The following is a 17,285-nucleotide window of genomic DNA, read 5'->3' on the forward strand; positions in this document are numbered from 1 at the left end:
CCCCCCCCCCCCCCCCCCCCCCCCCCCCCCCCCCCCCCCCCCCCCCCCCCCCCCCCCCCCCCCCCCCCCCCCCCCCCCCCCCCCCCCCCCCCCCCCCCCCCCCACCAGGTGAGCCAGGACGTCGGTCGGCGCGGGTCACGTCACCCGGCGGGCCATCGGCAGCCGGGAGCGGACGACGAGGCCGGTGACGGCGACGGCGAGCAGCGGCACCGCCACGGCCACGCCGGCGAGCAGCAACCAGGGGACGTCGATCAGCGGCCGCGCGCCCGTCCCGTAGTCGGTGCTGGTGAGCGGGTACGCGACGGCGATGCCCGGCCCGGCGCCCACCAGCAGGCCCAGCAGCGCCCCGCCGACACCGATGACCGCCGCCGACCCCATCGCGATGAACCGGCGGGTGCGGGGCGCCGCACCGATCGCCGCGAGCGTGGCGAGATCGGGACGGGCATCGGCCAGCGCGAGCCCGGTCGCGGTCAGCGTCGCCACGAGCACCAGCAGCCCGCCCACCGCGAACAGCAGCAGCCGGGCGATCGCCAGGTAGTCGCTCCACCCCCGTTCCACGTACACCGACGCCTGGACCCCCAGGGCGTTCACCGCCTCCGTGAACGCCCGTTCCTCGGCCACGGTGACCGGCGCCTCCGGGCCGCCGATCACCAGCGACGTCGTGGCGAGCGGTACGGGCAGCCGGTCGGCCAGCGCCGGGGGCACGACCACCAGGGCAGGGGCGCGGAGCTCGTCGGTTGCGGACACCTCGATCTCGGTCGCGGGCAGCGACACGCGGCCGAGCTCCACCTCCCGGGTGCCGTTCCACGTGGAACCGGCGAGCGTCACCTGCCCGGCGGCGTCGACGGCACCCGAGCCGAAGACGACCGCACGCCCCGCCCGCAGCGCGGCACCGACCTCGTCCCGCCACGGGGCAGCGCTCGCCGCGGTCGCGGTGGCGACGTCGGCCACGATCACCTCACCGCCGAAGATGGGCTGGAACCAGCCGATGTCGTCCGGGAACCAGCTGCACTCCGGTAGCTCCGCCGTGCAGCCGGCGCGGACGGTGCCCAGGGAGCGCGGGTCCTCCGGGGTCGCCGCGACCGTGGAGAGGCGGCCGACGGGCCGTCCGGGCAGGTGCTCGGCCGCGGCCTGCTCGACGGCGGACCAGCCGGCCGCCCCGGCCTGGTGCACGAAGACCGTCGCCGCTCCCATCGGCGCCTGCGGTACGTAGTCGCGACGGGCCTGGGCGCTGTCGCTCTGGCTGCCGATCGCCATCGTCGTCACCACGGCGACGGTGGCCATGACGGCGGCGACGGCCGACGCGGTGCGGGTCCGGTTGCGGGCGGCGTCCCGGACGGCGATCAGCCCCGCTGTCGGCAGCCGGCGCGCCAGCGGGGCCAGCAGCCCGACCAGCCACGGCGTCGCGGCGACGGTGCCGAGGACGAGCAGCGCCGCGCCGCCCGCGACGGCGAACTCGCTCCCCCGCGCGCCGAGCACGGTGAGCACCGCGCCGATCCCGACCGCGGCCAGCCCGGCGACCGGCAGCCGCCAGGAGGTGCGCACCTGCCCCCGGCGGCCGCCGAGCGCCGGCACGACGTCGGTGCGGGCCGCCTGCCGGGCCGGGACGGCCGAGGCGGCGAGGCCCGCCAGCAGGCCGGTGACGACGACGGCCAGGACGTCGAGAGGGGCGACGTCGCACGGACCGAACCGCACGTCGGCCCAACCGCCCACGAGCGGGAGCGCCAGCCACGCCAGGCCGATGCCCAGCAGCGCCCCGCCGACCGCCGCCCCGCCGCCGAGCACCACGCCCGACGCCAGCACGGTCCGCCGCAGGTCCGCGGGGCTCCCACCGGCCGCGGCCAGCAGGGCGAGATCCCGCCGCTGCCGCCGGAGCCCCACCGCGAACGCGGGCCCGGCCAGCAGCACGACCTCGAGCAGGATGCCGACCACGATGAGCGCCAGCACGGCCATCTCGGCGGCGTTCGCGCCGCTCGTCGAGCGGTACTCCTCCGCGGGCGGCGGGTCGGCCACCACCGCCCGCGAGACGACGGCGAGGCCCTCGGCGTTGAGTTCCCGCACGGTCGGCCAGTCCAGCTCGCCGGGCACCGAGACGTAGAACTCGCTGCTGCGCGAGCGCAGCAGGTCGGCCGAGCCCGGTGCCACCACGACGAGGTCGTCCCGCTCACCGGCACCCGGCGCGACGATCCCGACGACCGTCAGTGGGACGTCCTCCGGAGTCACCTCGAGGGTGTCCCCGAGCGCGACGCGGGCGCGCTCGGCCACCCCGCCGCTCACCGCTACCTCCTCGGTCGTGGCCGGCACCCGCCCCTCCACCACCTCGACGGCGCCGTTCCGGATCGGCAGGCCGAGGTCGTCGGCGTAGGCGGTCACGTCGGCGTAGCCCACCCCGGTCCGGTAGGCGAGCCGTCCGACGGTGCGCTCGACGACCTCCGCGCCGTCCGGCAGCAGGCCACGGACCTCTGCGGCGGACCACGGTGACAGCTCCTCGTCCGGCTCGTAGACCAGCGGGTCGCCGGTGAGCGGGTCGGCCTCGATGGGGCTCCGGGCGATCCCCTCGATGCGCGCGTCCGCCGCGCCCAGCGTCGCGGGCAGCGACTCGACGGGGTCGAGCTGCCAGGTGCGCAGCAGCGTGTCGGCGCCGACGACGACGAGGACGGGCAGCCCGACCATCACCAGCACCAGCGCGGTGCGGCCGCGGTGGCGGAGCGCGTCGCGGCGGGCGATGCGCAGCGCCATCCGCCAGCGGGTCAGCCAGGCACTCACCCGACGCCGCCGGCGGGCAGCAGCGACTCCGCCGCGGCGGCCGGCCCGCTCTGGTCGACGACGACGCCGTCACGCAGGAAGACCACCCGGTCGGCCCAGGCGGCGTGCCGGGCCTCGTGGGTCACCAGCACGCCGGCGGCGCCGGCCTCGCACCGGGCGCGCAGCACCCGCAGCACCTCCTCGCCCGTGGTGGAGTCCAGGGCGCCGGTGGGCTCGTCGGCGAGCAGCAGTCGGCGCGGGCCGACGAGCGCTCGGGCGATGGCCACCCGCTGCTGCTGCCCGCCGGACATCTCGTCGGGGAAGCGCCCGGCCAGCGCGCCCACCCCTACCTCGTCCAGCGCCTCCCGGGCCGCGCGCCGCGCCACCCCGCCCCGGACGCCGTCCAGCTCCAGCGGCAGCGCGACGTTCTCGACGGCCGACAGGGACGGCAGGAGGTTGAGGTCCTGGAAGACGTAGCCGACGCTGCGGCGCCGGACGGCGGCCAGCTGTGCCGCCGACAGACCGGCCAGGTCGCGGCCCTCGACGACGACCGCGCCCGACGTCGGGCTGTCCAGCCCGCCGGCGAGGTGCAGCAGGGTCGACTTGCCCGAGCCCGACGGCCCCATGACGGCGACCAGCTCCCCCGGGTGGACGGCGAGATCCACCCCGCGCAACGCCTGGACGACGACGTCGCCCTGCCGGTGGTCGCGGGTCACCCCGGACAGCCGCAGCACCGCCTCGTTCATCGCCGGCCCCGCTTCCCGGCCGGGACGACGTCGGTCGCCGGAGCCGGTGGGGTGGGCACCGCGCCGCGCCGTCCGGCCGCCGCGCGGGCGACCCGGGCCTCGCAGTGGTCCAGCCAGCGGATCTCGGCCTCCGCGCGGAAGACCAGGGAGTCCAGCACCAGGGACCACGCGAGCTCGTCGTCGCCGGTGACGCGTGTCTTCAGCCGGGTGATCTCCTGCAGGCCGGTCATGGTGGCGGTGCGCTGGGTCTGCACCACGTCCAGGACGTCGACCCCCGGCGTCGTGACCGCCAGCGCCAGCTTGATCGCCAGCTCGTCGCGCGGGGCGCCCTTCGGGCTGACCGGGGAGGCGAACCAGCCGCGCAGCTCCGCCTGGCCGGCGTCGGTGATCCGGTAGGCGATCCGGCCATCGGCGTCCGGCGGCCCGTCCTGGGCCACCAGCCCGTCGCGCTCGAGCCGGTCGAGCGTCGAGTAGACCTGCCCGACGTTCAAGGGCCAGGTGGCGCCGGTGGCCGCGTCGAACTCCGCGCGGAGCTGGTAACCGTGACTGGGGCCGCGCTCCAGGAGCGCGAGCAGGCCGTGTCGGATGGACATGGATACGGAGTATGCATACTCAGTATTTATGTCGCAAGGGGCCCGCCGACCGGCTTGACAGGCCGCCCCCGCCACGTCATTGTCTCAATCCCTTGAGTCATTGACTGTGTGGAGGTCGACGTGGCAGGGCTCTCGTTCCTCCTGCTGCTCACGGCGGTCGTCACCGTGGTTGTCGGCGCGGGCCTGGCGCGCCGGTCGCCACCCAGCCGCGAGCACGCCGTCGCCGCCGCGCGCCGGCATGCCACCCGAACCGCGGCGGCCGCCTACGCCCTGGGGGCGGCTGCCGCGTTCGCCTTCCTGGCGGCCGAGGTGGGCAACACCTCCCCGGGCGGCTTCGGCGTCACCGTGCTGCTCACGCCCGTGGCGTGCGGGGTCGTGCACGTCGTCGTCCTGGCGCTCGGCGAGCTGACCTGGCCGCGGCCGGCCGGGGACGTGCGCCGGGCCCGGCTGGTCCGCCGGGGCCCGCTCGACGCGGCGCCGCGGTGGCTGCTGCGCACCACCGCGGCCGCCTTCGCCCTCGCCGCGCTCACGGTCGCCGGTGGGGCCCTGCTCGCCGCGCCCGACGGCCGCAGCGTCACCTACTCACCCGACGCCTTCTCCTCGGCCGCCGCGAGCCCCTTCCCGGGCCTCTTCTACGGCGGGCCTGCGGCGGCAGGCCTGCTCGCGGTCGCGGTCGCCGCCGCGGTGGCCCTCTGGGTCGTCGCCGCCCGGCCGGCGGTGGCCACCGAGGACGAGCGGATCGAGGACGCCCTCCGCCGCGCCTCCGCGCACCGGGTGCTGCGCATCGCCGCCGGCGTCCCGCTGGTCGTGGCCGGGGGACTCCTCTTCGTCGCCGGGACGGCGCTGCACGGGCTGGGCACCGGCTCCACCGGCGCGGGTCCGTGGGACGGCGCGAGCCCCGTGATCGCGCTCGCGGGCGTCGCGGCGATGCTCGGCGGCGTGGCCGTCGCCTGCTGGCGCGCCCCCGCGGTGCCGGCGGACCGCGTGCCGGCCGCGGCATGAGCTCCCCGCCACCGGCCCTCACCGTCGACGTCGGCAGCCCGGTCCCGCCCTACGAGCAGATCCGCAGCCAGATCGCCGCGGCGGTGCACGGCGGCCTGCTCCCCTCCGGCAGCCGGTTGCCGACGATGCGTGCCCTCGCCGCCGACCTGGGCGTGGCCGTCGGCACGGTCGCCCGGGCCTACTCGGAGCTGGAGGCGGCCGGCCTGGTCGCCAGCCGGCGGCGCACCGGCACGGTCGTCACCGGCGCGGCACCCCCGCCGCGCGTCCAGGAGCGGATCCGCAGCGCTGCCGATGCGCTGGCCCGGACGGCACGCGAGGACGGCGTGGACGACGCGACCGTGCTGGCCGTCGTCCGCGCCGCCCTCGCGCGTGCTGCCACCGGCTGAGGCTGCCCTTGATGATCAGGTGACCTGATCATTCGGGGTCCTGGCTCACGGTCGGTGCTGAGCCAGGACCCCGAACGGTGAGCCAGGACGGTCGGGTCAGCCGGGGATGTAGTTGAACGTGTCCGGGTCGGGGCCGGTGCGCTCGCCGCGGTCCAGGCCGGTCAGCGCGGACATGTCCTCGCGGCTGAGCTCGAAGTCGAACAGCGCGAAGTTCTCCGCCATGCGCTCACGGGAGGACGACTTCGGGAAGACGACGTCGCCGCGCTGGATGTGCCACCGCAGGACGACCTGGGCCGGGGTGCGGCCGAGCCGCTCGGCGATCGCGGTGATGCCGGGGTCGCCGAGCACCTTGCCCTGTGCGATCGGCGACCAGGCCTCGGTGACGATCTCGTGCTCGGCGTCGAAGGCGCGCAGCGCGTCCTGCGCCAGGTAGGGGTGCACCTCGATCTGGTTCACGGCCGGGGTGATCTCGGTGTCCGAGAACAGCCGGCGCAGGTGGTGCTCCTGGAAGTTGGAGACGCCGATGGCGCGGCAGCGGCCGTCGCGGTAGATCTCCTCCAGCGCCTTCCAGGTCTCGATGTAGTCGACGTCGATGCCCGGCAGCGGCCAGTGGATGAGGAACAGGTCGAGGTACTCGAAACCGAGGTCGGCCAGCGTCCGGTCGAAGGCGCGCAGCGCGTCGTCGCGGCGGTGGAAGCCGTTGTTCAGCTTGCTCGTCACGAAGATCTCGCCGCGGTCGATGCCGGAGCGGGCGACGGCCTCGCCGACCCCCTTCTCGTTGCCGTACATCTCGGCGGTGTCGATGTGCCGGTAGCCGACCTCGAGCGCGGTCGCCACGGTGTCGGCGGTCTGCTCGGGCGGCACCTGGTAGACGCCGAACCCCAGCTGCGGGATCTGGACGCCGTTGTTGAGTGCGAGGGTGGGCACGGTGGCCACAGGCTGATCCTTCCGGTTCGGGAAAGGCCGCGAGCCGCACGGTCGGTCGTGCGCGATCGGCCCCGACCCCGCCTACCCGGTGATGCGATCCTCAACCAGCTCCGCGGGGGCCGGGCGGTCCCCGACCAGCGCCACCCCGCCCAGCGCGAGCAGACCCGCGAGGGCGGCGGCGACCGCCGGCACGGCGAACGCGGCCTCGGCGCCCCAGGCGTCCACCGCGGCACCTGCGAGCGCCGAGCCCACGGTCACGCCCAGGGTGAGACCGGAGATCGTCCACGCCAGCGACTCGGTGAGCATGCCGGGGACGACCCGGGACTCCACGAGCGAGGTGCCCGACACGAGCACCGGGGCGATGGTCAGCCCCGCCAGGAAGCCGCCACCGATCAGCACGGTCAGCGAGCCGACCCCCCACAACAGCTGCGCGGCGAGGGCGAAGGCGACGGCCGTCGCCACGAACCGGGTGGCCAGCGTGCCGGGCAGCCGGGCCAGCCCGTAGACCAGCCCGGCCAGCAGGCTGCCCGCGGCGAAGACGGCCAGGGCCACCCCGGACAGCGCAGGCGCCCCCTCGGCCTCGGCGAAGCCCACGACCACCACGTCGATGGCGCCGAACACCGTGCCCACCGCGAGGTAGGTGACGACGACGACCAGCAGCGTGGGCGTCAGCACGGCCCACCACCGGACCGGGGACGGACCGGCGACGGGGTGCGCCGGCGGGTCGGTGTCGCGCAGGGCGGCCAGCCAGAGGCCTCCGACGGTGCCCAGGACGACGCCGGTGAGGAACCCGACGGGCGGGGCGACGAGGGTGGCCAGGAGAGTCACCAGCGGCGGCCCGACGACGAAGACCACCTCGTCGGCGACGGCCTCGAAGGCGAACGCCGTCTGCCGGCCCGCGGGGTCGAGCACCGCGGCCCACCGGGCGCGCACCAGCGAACCCACGTTGGGGCTGCTGCCCCCCACCGCCGCCGCGAGCAGGAACCAGCTCCAGCGGGGCCCGCCCGCGACCACCGCCGCGACGAACCCGACGCCGGAGAGGGCGAAGCAGGCCATCGCCAGGCGCAGCACCGGGCTCTGGCCGCGGCGGTCCATGGCCCGCGCCCACTGGGGGCCGGCGATGCCGTAGCTGAGGGCGAGGGCGCCGGAGACGGCCCCGGCGAGGCCGTAGCTGCCCGTCTCCTGCGAGACCAGGAGCACCGCCCCCAGGCCGAGCATGGGGGCGGGCAGCCGCCCCACCCACCCGGCCAGGGAGAAGGCCACCGACCCGGGGACGGCGAAGAGGCGACGGTAGGGGCTGAAGACGGTGCTGACCGACACTGTTCTCTCGCGCTTCCTGGCCACGGGCGAGTGCGGGACGTCCTCCGCCGGTCTCTCGGGTGGCGAGGGGCAGGCTAGCAACACGGCCCCGCCGCCGGCCGCGCATTTCCTGCTCCGCACGCATCACCGGTCGCGGCTACATTCGGGCCATGACCAGCGCCTCGCTCCCCGACCCCGCGGTGCGCCCCGCCGTGGGCGCGGTGCCCGCGGGCTCCGGCGGTCTGGTCGACCGGTACGGCCGCACCGCCACGGATCTGCGGGTCTCGCTCACCGACCGGTGCAACCTGCGCTGCACCTACTGCATGCCGCCCGAGGGGCTGGACTGGCTGCCCAAGGTGGAGGTGCTCACCGACGAGGAGATCGTCCGGCTGGTGCGCATCGGGGTGGAGCAGCTCGGCATCCGCGAGGTGCGCTTCACCGGCGGTGAGCCGCTGCTGCGCCCGGGCCTGGTGGGCATCGTCGACGCGGTGACCGCGCTGCACCCCCGCCCCGAGGTCAGCCTCACCACCAACGCCATCGGGCTGTCCCGGACCGCGCCGGCGCTGGCCGCGGCGGGGCTGGACCGGATCAACGTCAGCCTCGACACCATCGACCGCGACCGGTTCAAGCAGCTGACCCACCGCGACCGCCTCGACGACGTGCTGGCCGGGCTGGCCGCCGCGCGCGACGCCGGGCTGACCCCGGTCAAGGTCAACGCCGTGCTGCTGCACGGGATCAACGACGTCGACGCCGTCCCGCTGCTGGACTACTGCCTGGAGCAGGGCTACCAGCTGCGGTTCATCGAGCAGATGCCGCTGGACGCCCACCACGCCTGGACCCGCGGGCGGATGGTCACCGCCGAGGACATCCTGGAACGGCTCTCGGCGGCGCACACCCTCACACCCGACAGCGAGGAACGCGGCTCCGCGCCGGCCGAGCGGTGGCTGGTCGACGGCGGCCCGGCCACCGTCGGGGTGATCGCCTCGGTGACCCGCTCGTTCTGCGGCGCCTGCGACCGCACCCGGCTCACCGCCGACGGGCAGATCCGCAACTGCCTGTTCGCCCGCGAGGAGTCCGACCTGCGCACCGCGATGCGCGACGGCGCCACCGACACCGAGCTCGCCGACCGGTGGCGGATCGCCACCCTGGGCAAGCTGCCCGGCCACGGCATCGACGACCCCAGCTTCCTGCAGCCCACCCGCCCCATGTCCGCGATCGGCGGCTGACGTGGACGACCAGGCGCGCGTCACCGTCCGCTACTTCGCCGGAGCCCGCGCGGCCGCCGGCGTCGAGACCGAGGCCCGCGAGGCGGGCAGCCTCGACGAGCTGGTCGGGCAGATCGTCGCCCACCACGGCGAGCGGCTGGAGCGTGTGCTCACCGCCTGCTCGTTCCTCGTCGACGGCGCGCAGGCCCGCGACCGGGCCGCGCGGCTGCCCGCCGGCGCGGTGGTCGACGTGCTCCCGCCCTTTGCCGGAGGCTGATCAGCGCGCCAGGATGGGCGCATGAGCATCTTCGACAAGGCCAAGGCGAAGGCCGAGGAACTGTACGGCCGGGCCGAAGAGCTGTACGGCGAGTCGCACGGCGACCCCGCCGCCAAGATCGACGGCGAGGCGCACCGGCTGGAGGCCGAGGCCGAGGAGGCCGAGCTGGAGCGCGAGGACGCGGCCGGCGAGGACGGGCCCGCGGGCACGCGCTGACCGTGCGCGCCGAGCAGATCACCGGGCCGGTCGCCCACCACGCGGAGGGGCCGGTCTGGTCGGCGGGGTGGGGCGGGCTGCGCTGGGTCGACATGCAGGCCGGCGACGTCCTCTCGCTGGCGGCGGACGGAACGGTCCGCCGCGAGCACGTGGGGGAGGTGGCGGCGGCACTGCGGCCGCGCCGGGGCGGCGGCGCGGTGATCGGCGTCGAGCGCGGCTTCACCCTGCAGGACGCCGACGGCACGCTCACCCCCCTCGGCGCCGTGTGGGACGACCCGTCGGTGCGCATGAACGACGGCGGCTGCGACCCCGACGGCCGGTTCTGGTGCGGGTCGATGGCCTACGACCAGCGGCCGGGCGCCGCCGCCCTCTACCGGCTCGACCCCGACGGCGCCGTCCACCGGGCGCTGACCGGCGTCACCGTCTCCAACGGGCTGGACTGGAGCCCCGACGGGTCGCGGGCGTTCTACAACGACACGGCGACCCACCGCATCGACGTCTTCGACTACGACCCGGGCACGGGCCTGACCGGGCGCCGTCCGTTCGTGACCTTCCCGGACGACGGGAACCCCGACGGGCTGACCGTCGACAGCACCGGCGGGGTGTGGGTCGCGCTGTACGGCAGCGGAACGGTGCACCGGTACTCCCCCGACGGGCGGCTCGACGCGGTGGTCGAGCTCCCGACGCCCCAGGTGACCGCCTGCACGCTCGGCGGCCCGGGGCTGGACCAGCTCTTCATCACCACGTCCGCCGAGGGCGGGCTCGACGACGGCGTGGCCGGGTCGCTGTTCCGGGTGGACGTGGGGGTCCGCGGACAGCCGGCGCGCCTGTTCGCCGGTTGACGCTGCCGCTGGTCGTCGCGTCGTCCGGGTACCTGGCGTGGAGCAGCCTGGTCGTCCCGGCGCTCCCACCTGCCGCTGCGGTGCGCACGGCGGCGAACGCGGGGGCTGCCGCCGCCCTCTGGCGGGGCGCCCGCTCGGCGGGGTTCACGACCCGGGAGCTCGGGGTGCACCGCTGCGCACGACGGGCGGGCGCGCGCTGGGGCGGCGCGGGGCTCGCCGGTGCCGCGGCGGGCTACCTCCTCGCCCTGGGGGTGCCTGCGGCGCGGGAAGCCCTGGCCCGCTCGCCCGCCGGCGCGGCGCCGCCCCGCGAGGTGGCGGCGCGCCTGCTCGTCCACATCCCGCTGGGCACCGTGTTCGCCGAGGAGGTTGCCTTCCGCGGCGTCCTCCTGGCGGTCGCCCGCCGGCGACTCGGCGACCACGGGGCCACCGCCGCCACCGCGCTCGTCTTCGCGCTGTGGCACCTCCGCGGTGCCGTCGACGCGGGTGGTCCCGTCACGGCGATCCTGACGGCGACCGGGCTCGGCGGCGGCGTGCTGGGCTGGCTGCGGCTGCGGAGCGGGAGCCTGCTCGCCCCCGCGGGCCTGCACCTGGGCGCCAACGGCGCCGGGCTGCTGGCGGCGGTGACCGCGCGGGCGCTCAGTCGACGAGGACGCTCCGCGCACGCTCGGTATCGGCCGCCGTCCAGCGGTCCCCGGGCCGTCGTCACGGGCAGGCGACCCACTCCTCCTCGCCGTCGGTGAAGACCTGCCGCTTCCAGATCGGCAGCCGCTTCTTCACCTCGTCGACGAGCTCGGCGCAGGCGGCGAACGCCTGGCCACGGTGCGAGGCGCTCACCGCGCAGGCCAGGGCGACGTCACCGATCCCCAGCAGGCCGATGCGGTGGCTGACCGCGACGGCGTGCACCTCCGGGCGCGCCGCGAACTCCTCGGCCAGTTCCGTGATGACCTCGGCCGCGCTCGGGTGCCCGACGTACTCCAGCTCCGTCACCGAGCGGCCGCCGTCGTGGTCCCGCACGACCCCGGCGAAGGAGACCACCGCGCCGGCCGCCTTGTCGGCGACGGCGTCCTCGTGTTCGGGAACGGACAGCGGCGCATCGACGACCCGGGCGATCACGGGCCCGACGCTACCCCTGGCGGCGGCACGTCGAGGTCGACCGGATCGGCCAACCCGGTGCAGTCGACCTCGACGACGTCGTGCGCGGCGAGGTAGCCACGGGCGCCCTCGTCCCCGGTCGCCGTCTCCACGACCCCGGCCCAGTGGTCGCGCCCGAGCAGCACCGGGTGGCCGCGGACGCCGTCGTAGGTGGCGACGGCGAGCGCGTCCGGGGCGGCGTGCGCGGCGACGGAGGCCAGCGCCGCGGGCGTCATGCCCGGCATGTCCACCAGCGTGACGAGCGCGGCGTCGACGGTTCCCGGGAAGCCGCGCAGCCCCTCCAGCGCGGCGCGCAGCGAGGAGGCCATCCCGGTCTCCCACTCCTTGTTGGCCAGCACGGTGGCCCCGGTGAGGTCGGCGCTGCGCCAGACGTCGACCGCCCGCGCGCCGAGGACGACAAGCACGACCTCGCAGGTGGCCCGCGCCGTCCGTACCGCCCGTTCCACCAGCAGGCTGCCCTCGTACTCGACCAGCGCCTTGGGCATCCCGTAGCGGCGGCCGCCCCCGGCGGCCAGGACGACGGCGGCGGTGCTCATGCCCCTAGCCTCCCAGCGTGCTCAGCGGGCGTAGACGGCGACCTCCGACGCCTTCACGCCCGCCCAGACCTCCACGCCGGGGGCGAGCCCCATCTCGGCGAACGAGGTGGCGGTGACGTCGGCGACCAGCGGCACCTCGCCGGCGAGCTCGCAGCGCACCGTGGCGCCGTGCGGAGTCGCCCCCACCACCCGCTCCCGCCACAGGTTGCGGGTGCTGCCGTCGGGCCGCGACGCATACAGCGCCACCGACTCGGGGCGCACCGCCGCGAACACCGGGCCGCGCGCCTCCTCGGCCACCGCCACCACCGCCCCGCCGTCGAGGCGCACCAGCCGGCCCTCGCCGGCGCCGGGCAGCAGCGAGAGCCCGACCAACCGGGCCACGTAGTCGGTGCGCGGTCGGCGGGCCACCTCCGCGGGGGTGCCGGCCTGCACGACGCGTCCCTCCTCGAGGACGACGACGTGATCGGCCAGCGCCATCGCGTCCACCGGGTCGTGGGTGACCAGCACCGTGCTGCCGCGGAAGCCGGCCAGGTGCCGGCGCAGCTCGGCCCGGACCGCCAGCCGGGTGCGCGCGTCCAGCGCCGACAGCGGCTCGTCGAGCAGCAGCAGGGCCGGGTCTCCGACCAGGGCGCGGGCCAGCGCCGCCCGCTGGGCCTGGCCCCCGGAGAGCTCTGCCGGCCGCCGCGGGCCCAGCCCGTCGAGCCCGACCCGGGCCAGCCACCCCGCCGCGGCCGTCCGGGCTGCCGCCCGGCCGGCCCCGCGCGCCCGCAGGCCGAAGGCGACGTTGTCGGCCACGCTCAGGTGCGGGAAGAGCAGGGCGTCCTGGAACACCATGCCCAGCGCCCGCTCGTGCGCCGGGCGCGACGTGCCCGCGTCGTCCCAGATCTCGCCGTCGACCACGACCCGGCCGGCATCGGGCCGCACCAGCCCGGCCAGGACGCGCAGGAAGGTGCTCTTCCCCGCCCCGTTCGGGCCCAGCACCGCCAGCACCTCGCCGTCTGCCACCTCGACGTCCACCCGCAGGTCGAGGGCTCCCCGGCGGGTGGCGACCGTCGCGGCCAGGCTCACGCCGCCCCCCGGCCGAGCCAGCGGTCCCGGAGCAGCAGCAGCGTGGCCAGCGAGACGGCCAGCAGCACGATCGAGAGCACGATCGCCGCGTCCGGGTCGCGCTGCAGCGCCAGGTACACCGCCAGCGGCATCGTCTGCGTGGTGCCGGGGAAGTTGCCGGCGAAGGTGATGGTGGCGCCGAACTCGCCCAGCGCCCGGGCCCAGCAGAGCACCGCACCGGCCGCGACCCCGGGCGCGACCAGCGGCAGGGTGACCCGGCGGAACGTCGTCCAGCGGCCGGCGCCCAGGGTGGCGGCGACGTCCTCGAACCGGGCGTCGGCGGCGCGCAGGGCCCCCTCCACGCTGATCACGAGGAACGGCATCGCGACGAACGTCTGGGAGATGACGACCGCCGCCGTCGTGAACGGGATGGTGATCCCGAAGGCGTCGTGCAGCCAGGAGCCGACGATCCCCTGCCGGCCCAGCACGAGGAACAGCGCGACGCCACCCACGACCGGCGGCAGGACCAGCGGCACCGTCACCAGCGCGCGCAGCACCGAGCGGCCGCGCGCCCGGGAGCGGGCCAGCACCCAGGCCAGGGGGACGCCGAGCAGCAGCGACAGCGCCGTGGCGAGCGTCGCCGACACCAACGACAGCCGCAGCGCCTCCCCCACCCCCGGGGCGGCGAGCTGGGCACCGAGCTGGGACCACGGCGTCCGCACCACCAGACCCACCAGGGGCAGCACCAGGAAGGCGACGCCGAGCGCGGCGGGCAGCAGCAGCGGCGCCGGGACGCGGGCGGTCTCGCGGGTCACGGCGCCCGGAACCCCGCGTCCCGCAGCACCTCGCGGCCCTCGGCAGACAGCACCAGGTCGACGAAGGCGCGCGCCGCCTCCGGGTTCCGGGCGTCCGCCAGCACGCTGATCGGGTACCGGTTGACCGCCGCCCCGGCCTCCGGCACCTCGATCGCGTCGACCGCGTGGTGCCGGGCGGCCGCGTCGGTGACGTAGACCAGCGCCGCGTCGACCTCGCCGAGCTCGACCTTCTGCAGGGTGGCGCGGGAGTCCTCCTCGTACGTGTCCGGGCGGGCGGTCACGCCGACGGCGGCGAGGAGCCGTTCCGCGGCCGCACCGCAGGGCGCCTGGGGCGCGCAGAGGGCGACGGCCAGCTCCTCGCGGGCCAGGTCGGCAGGCCCGGTGACGCCGGCCGGGTTCCCCTCGGGCACGGCGAGGGTCAGCACGTTCGCGGCGAAGACCTGCGGCTCCTCGGCCAGGCCCGCGTCGACGACCAGCTGCATCTGCCGCTCGTCGGCGGAGGCGAAGACGTCGATCGGCGCGCCCTGCCTGATCGCCGCCGCGGCAGCCGCGCTGCTGAGGTAGCCGATGTCCACCTCCACGTCCGGGTGGCGCTCGCGGTACTCGGCCTCCAGCCGGTCGAAGACGTCCACGAGCGACGCGGCGGCGTACACCGTGAGCGTGCCGCCGGACCGGTCGCCGTCCGGCCCCTCCCCCGCACAGCCGGCGAGGAGGGGCGCCGCCGCGAGCAGCGCGAGCAGCGGACGCGAACGCATGAGCCCCTCCCGGGCGACGGCTCCGATGGCCGCGCCTGCGGAACATCAGAGCAGCGATCCCCGCATCTGCACAAGGCAGTGGGCTGAAAGATCCGCAGATGCGGACTACGGCACGTCGACGCTGACCTGGGTGGCCTTGACGGTGGCGACCGCCCGGACGCCGACCACCAGCCCCAGCTCGTCGGCCGCCTCGCGGGACATGAGGGACACGATGCGGAAGGGGCCCGCCTGGATCTCCACCTGGGCCATGACGCCGTCGCGGACGACGTTGGTGACGATGCCGGCGAGCCGGTTGCGCGCCGAGGACGGCGTGGTCCCGGGCTCGGGCGCCTCGCGCAGCTGCGTGGCCAGCCGGGCGAGGTCGGCGCCGTCGACGACGGCCGGCCCCCCGCCCTCCCGGCGCGCCGGCAGGCGACCCCCGTCGACCCAGCGCCGCACCGTGTCGTCGCTGACGCCGAGCAGCGTCGCCGCCTCGGCGATGCGGTAGGTGGCGGCCACGGCCCAGACCCTAGCCGCGGCTGTGGACGGCGGGTGTCGTCCACACCCGGTCCGGGCGAGCGTCGGCGCGGGCGGGCAGCATGCCGGTCGTGATCGACGACGCCTCCCTCGCGGACCTGCTCCAGCACCGGGCCCCGGCGCTCGCCGACGCCGGGGTCGCCGCGGAGCTGGCGGCCACGTTGAGCACGCGCGGGGTCGGCCTCGACGACGGCGGCCTGGTCACGCGGGCCCTGCTCGACGCGCTCGACGAGACCTGGGAGCGCGGCTGGCAGCCGGCCGACGTCGCCCACGCGGCCCGGCGCCAGGTGGGTGCGGCGTCGGTGCCACTGCTCGTCGCGCTGGTCGCCGAGCACGCGCGCCGCACCGATGCGGTGTCCCGGGCGCCGGAGAGCTGGGTCGACCAGCTGCGCGAGCTGGGAGCGCTGGACGCCGGGGGCGCCACGGGGGATGCCACGGTCACCGCCTGGCACCGGTCCGAGCGGCGGGTGCCGGCCGAGGCGTGGCGCATCGCGCTGCAGCTGACCGGGATGCTGCGCACCACCGCCCGGATCGAGCTCCTCGTGCCGCCGCCGTCACGGTGGGGCGCCGCCCGGCCGCGCGCCGAGCGGCGCTCCGCGAGCGACGACGACCGGGCGTTGCGGCGCATCCGCGCACTGCTGGCCAAGGCGGAGTCGACCGGGTTCCCCGACGAGGCCGAGGCGCTGACGGCCAAGGCGCAGGAGCTCATGACCCGGCACGCGGTGGATGCGGCCCTGCTCGACGGCGGCCCACCGTCCGGCGCCGACGTCGACACCCGCCGGGTGCACCTCGCCGACCCGTACGCGCGGGCCAAGACGCAGCTGCTGGGCGCCGTCGCGGAGGCCAACGACGTGCGGCTGGTCTGGTACCAGGGCCTGGGCATCGCCACCCTGGTGGGCATCCGATCCGATCTGGACGCGGTGGAGCTGCTGTTCACCTCGCTGCTGCTCCAGGTCGCCCAGGCGCTGGCCACCGCCGAGCGGCAGGACGGCCGCCGCCCGGCCTCGCGGTCGTTCCGCCGCGCGTTCCTGCTGGGCTACGCCCACCGCATCGGGGAGCGGCTCGTCGCGGCGCGCCGGCGGGCGACCGCCGAGGCGGCCGCGGAGCGGGGCGCGGACCTGCTCCCGGTGCTGCGCTCGCGGCAGGAGGCCGTGGCGGCCCGCACCGCCGAGCTGTTCCCGCGGGTCCGGGCCGGCCGCAGCCGCTCCTCGGTGGACGCGGGCGGCTGGTACGCCGGCCGGGCCGCGGCCGAGCGCGCCGACGTCGCGCCCCGGCGCTCGCCCCTGCGCTGACGCCGCCAGCTACCGACACCACCGCCGCAGGGGCATGATCACCTCGTCGGTGCGGGCACCGCGTTGCCGGCGCCCTCCACGGCGCCGTGGCGCCTCCCCCACGCGAACACGGGTTCCAGCGACCACGCCGTCACCCGCAGGAGCGCCTCCCGCACGATGCGCCCGCTCATCTTGCTCGCGCCCAGCTCGCGGTCGAGGAAGAGGATCGGCACCTCCGTCACGCGCAGCCCCGCGGCGACGAGCCGCCGGGCGACGTCGACCTGGAAGCAGTACCCCTCGCACTGCAGGGAGTCCAGCTCCACCCGCTCGAGGGCATGGCGGCGGAAGGCCCGGAAGCCGCCGGTCGCGTCGCGCAGGGGGAGCCGCAGGGCCGAGCGCACGTACCGGTTGGCGGTACGGCTCAGCAGTTCCCGGCTGCGCGGCCAGTTCCGGACGGCGCCGCCCGGCACCCACCGGGACCCGAGGACCGCGTCGGCCTCGGCGAGGGCCGTCAGCAGCCGCGGGAGGTCCTCGGGGCGGTGCGATCCGTCGGCGTCCATCTGGGCGACGACGTCGAACCCCTGGGCCAGGGCCCAGCGGAAGCCGGCCACGTAGGCCGGGCCCAGACCCGCTTTCCCCGGCCGGTGGAGAACCCGGACCTGCGGGTCGCGGCCGGCGATCTCCTCGGCCACCGCCCCGGTGCCGTCGGGGCTGTTGTCGTCGATGACCAGGACGTGCGCCCCGGGCACCGCACGCCGGACGGCCGCCAGCGTGCGCGGCAGGCTCTCCCGCTCCTCGTACGTGGGAATGCAGACGCACACGCTGGGAGCGATCATCCCGCGGCATTTCCCCGTTCAGGCCGAGCCGACACACTTCCTGCGACATCGCGCCGAGACATCCACCGTGATGCATTCGTGACCACGGCATCGCGTGTACCCGGGGACTCAGCGGACAT

At 76.5% G+C, this 17,285-nt stretch carries 20 protein-coding genes; 8 read left to right on the forward strand and 12 right to left on the reverse strand.

Annotated features, from left to right (window positions below; all coding sequences use genetic code 11):
• Positions 1–135: 135 nt before the first annotated feature.
• The 3 genes from ACI799_RS15140 to ACI799_RS15150 are packed head-to-tail and all read right to left on the reverse strand — an operon-like array spanning position 136 to position 4,084.
• Positions 136–2,766, reverse strand: a complete 2,631-nt coding sequence (locus tag ACI799_RS15140; RefSeq protein WP_456613403.1) for an ABC transporter permease — start codon at positions 2,764–2,766, stop codon at positions 136–138.
• On the reverse strand, positions 2,763–3,491 hold the full coding sequence (locus ACI799_RS15145; RefSeq protein ID WP_456590212.1) for an ABC transporter ATP-binding protein: 729 nt from the start codon (positions 3,489–3,491) through the stop codon (positions 2,763–2,765). The genes ACI799_RS15140 and ACI799_RS15145 overlap by 4 nt, the downstream gene beginning before the upstream one ends.
• On the reverse strand, positions 3,488–4,084 hold the full coding sequence (locus tag ACI799_RS15150) for a PadR family transcriptional regulator (RefSeq protein WP_456613404.1): 597 nt from the start codon (positions 4,082–4,084) through the stop codon (positions 3,488–3,490). The genes ACI799_RS15145 and ACI799_RS15150 overlap by 4 nt, the downstream gene beginning before the upstream one ends.
• 120 nt (positions 4,085–4,204) lie before the next feature.
• Here ACI799_RS15150 and ACI799_RS15155 point away from each other — a divergent pair, with 120 nt between their 5' ends.
• Both ACI799_RS15155 and ACI799_RS15160 read left to right on the forward strand, forming a co-directional pair.
• Complete coding sequence (locus ACI799_RS15155; protein ID WP_456613405.1) at positions 4,205–5,086, forward strand: hypothetical protein; 882 nt, start codon at positions 4,205–4,207, stop codon at positions 5,084–5,086.
• Positions 5,083–5,472: a GntR family transcriptional regulator gene (locus ACI799_RS15160; protein ID WP_456597580.1), complete on the forward strand. Its 390-nt coding sequence runs from the start codon at positions 5,083–5,085 to the stop codon at positions 5,470–5,472. The genes ACI799_RS15155 and ACI799_RS15160 overlap by 4 nt, the downstream gene beginning before the upstream one ends.
• A 96-nt stretch (positions 5,473–5,568) precedes the next feature.
• Here ACI799_RS15160 and ACI799_RS15165 read toward each other — a convergent pair whose 3' ends face one another.
• Both ACI799_RS15165 and ACI799_RS15170 read right to left on the reverse strand, forming a co-directional pair.
• On the reverse strand, positions 5,569–6,408 hold the full coding sequence (locus ACI799_RS15165) for an aldo/keto reductase (RefSeq protein WP_456590208.1): 840 nt from the start codon (positions 6,406–6,408) through the stop codon (positions 5,569–5,571).
• A gap of 72 nt (positions 6,409–6,480) precedes the next feature.
• Positions 6,481–7,719, reverse strand: a complete 1,239-nt coding sequence (locus ACI799_RS15170; protein ID WP_456613406.1) for an MFS transporter — start codon at positions 7,717–7,719, stop codon at positions 6,481–6,483.
• Positions 7,720–7,868: 149 nt separating this feature from the next.
• Here ACI799_RS15170 and moaA point away from each other — a divergent pair, with 149 nt between their 5' ends.
• From moaA to ACI799_RS15195, 5 genes are read left to right on the forward strand one after another with little or no spacing between them, the layout of a single operon-like run.
• The gene (moaA, locus tag ACI799_RS15175; RefSeq protein WP_456590206.1) at positions 7,869–8,924 is read left to right on the forward strand and encodes a GTP 3',8-cyclase MoaA; all 1,056 of its coding nucleotides are present in this window, start codon (positions 7,869–7,871) and stop codon (positions 8,922–8,924) included.
• A 1-nt stretch (position 8,925) separates the two neighbouring features.
• Complete coding sequence (locus ACI799_RS15180; RefSeq protein ID WP_456590205.1) at positions 8,926–9,180, forward strand: MoaD/ThiS family protein; 255 nt, start codon at positions 8,926–8,928, stop codon at positions 9,178–9,180.
• A gap of 21 nt (positions 9,181–9,201) precedes the next feature.
• A complete protein-coding gene (locus tag ACI799_RS15185; RefSeq protein WP_456590204.1) occupies positions 9,202–9,396 on the forward strand; it encodes a hypothetical protein in 195 nt (64 codons plus the stop codon).
• Between the two features lie 2 nt (positions 9,397–9,398).
• Complete coding sequence (locus ACI799_RS15190) at positions 9,399–10,238, forward strand: SMP-30/gluconolactonase/LRE family protein (protein ID WP_456590203.1); 840 nt, start codon at positions 9,399–9,401, stop codon at positions 10,236–10,238.
• Positions 10,235–10,978: a CPBP family intramembrane glutamic endopeptidase gene (locus ACI799_RS15195; RefSeq protein ID WP_456613407.1), complete on the forward strand. Its 744-nt coding sequence runs from the start codon at positions 10,235–10,237 to the stop codon at positions 10,976–10,978. Before ACI799_RS15190 ends, ACI799_RS15195 begins: the two co-directional genes overlap by 4 nt.
• On the opposite strand, the gene ACI799_RS15200 is transcribed toward ACI799_RS15195, so the two are convergent.
• From ACI799_RS15200 to ACI799_RS15225, 6 genes are all read right to left on the reverse strand, one after another.
• Positions 10,941–11,351, reverse strand: a complete 411-nt coding sequence (locus ACI799_RS15200; protein ID WP_456590201.1) for a molybdenum cofactor biosynthesis protein MoaE — start codon at positions 11,349–11,351, stop codon at positions 10,941–10,943. The genes ACI799_RS15195 and ACI799_RS15200 overlap by 38 nt on opposite strands.
• Positions 11,348–11,926, reverse strand: coding sequence for a nucleotidyltransferase family protein (locus ACI799_RS15205; RefSeq protein ID WP_456590200.1), 579 nt, complete (start codon positions 11,924–11,926; stop codon positions 11,348–11,350). The genes ACI799_RS15200 and ACI799_RS15205 overlap by 4 nt, the downstream gene beginning before the upstream one ends.
• A 21-nt stretch (positions 11,927–11,947) precedes the next feature.
• Positions 11,948–12,994 (reverse strand): ABC transporter ATP-binding protein, encoded by a 1,047-nt coding sequence (locus ACI799_RS15210; RefSeq protein WP_456590199.1) that lies wholly within the window; start codon positions 12,992–12,994, stop codon positions 11,948–11,950.
• A complete protein-coding gene (locus tag ACI799_RS15215; protein WP_456590198.1) occupies positions 12,991–13,788 on the reverse strand; it encodes an ABC transporter permease in 798 nt (265 codons plus the stop codon). Before ACI799_RS15215 ends, ACI799_RS15210 begins: the two co-directional genes overlap by 4 nt.
• A complete protein-coding gene (gene modA, locus ACI799_RS15220) occupies positions 13,785–14,543 on the reverse strand; it encodes a molybdate ABC transporter substrate-binding protein (protein WP_456613408.1) in 759 nt (252 codons plus the stop codon). Before modA ends, ACI799_RS15215 begins: the two co-directional genes overlap by 4 nt.
• Before the next feature lie 105 nt (positions 14,544–14,648).
• Positions 14,649–15,041, reverse strand: coding sequence for a TOBE domain-containing protein (locus tag ACI799_RS15225; RefSeq protein ID WP_456597588.1), 393 nt, complete (start codon positions 15,039–15,041; stop codon positions 14,649–14,651).
• Positions 15,042–15,130: 89 nt separating this feature from the next.
• On the opposite strand from ACI799_RS15225, the gene ACI799_RS15230 reads away from it, so the two are divergent.
• A complete protein-coding gene (locus tag ACI799_RS15230) occupies positions 15,131–16,351 on the forward strand; it encodes a DUF2786 domain-containing protein (protein WP_456590195.1) in 1,221 nt (406 codons plus the stop codon).
• A 38-nt stretch (positions 16,352–16,389) separates the two neighbouring features.
• On the opposite strand, the gene ACI799_RS15235 is transcribed toward ACI799_RS15230, so the two are convergent.
• Positions 16,390–17,166, reverse strand: coding sequence for a polyprenol monophosphomannose synthase (locus ACI799_RS15235; RefSeq protein ID WP_456590194.1), 777 nt, complete (start codon positions 17,164–17,166; stop codon positions 16,390–16,392).
• Between the last annotated feature and the right edge of the window lie 119 nt (positions 17,167–17,285).

This window comes from Blastococcus sp. SYSU DS0753 (genome assembly GCF_054051175.1).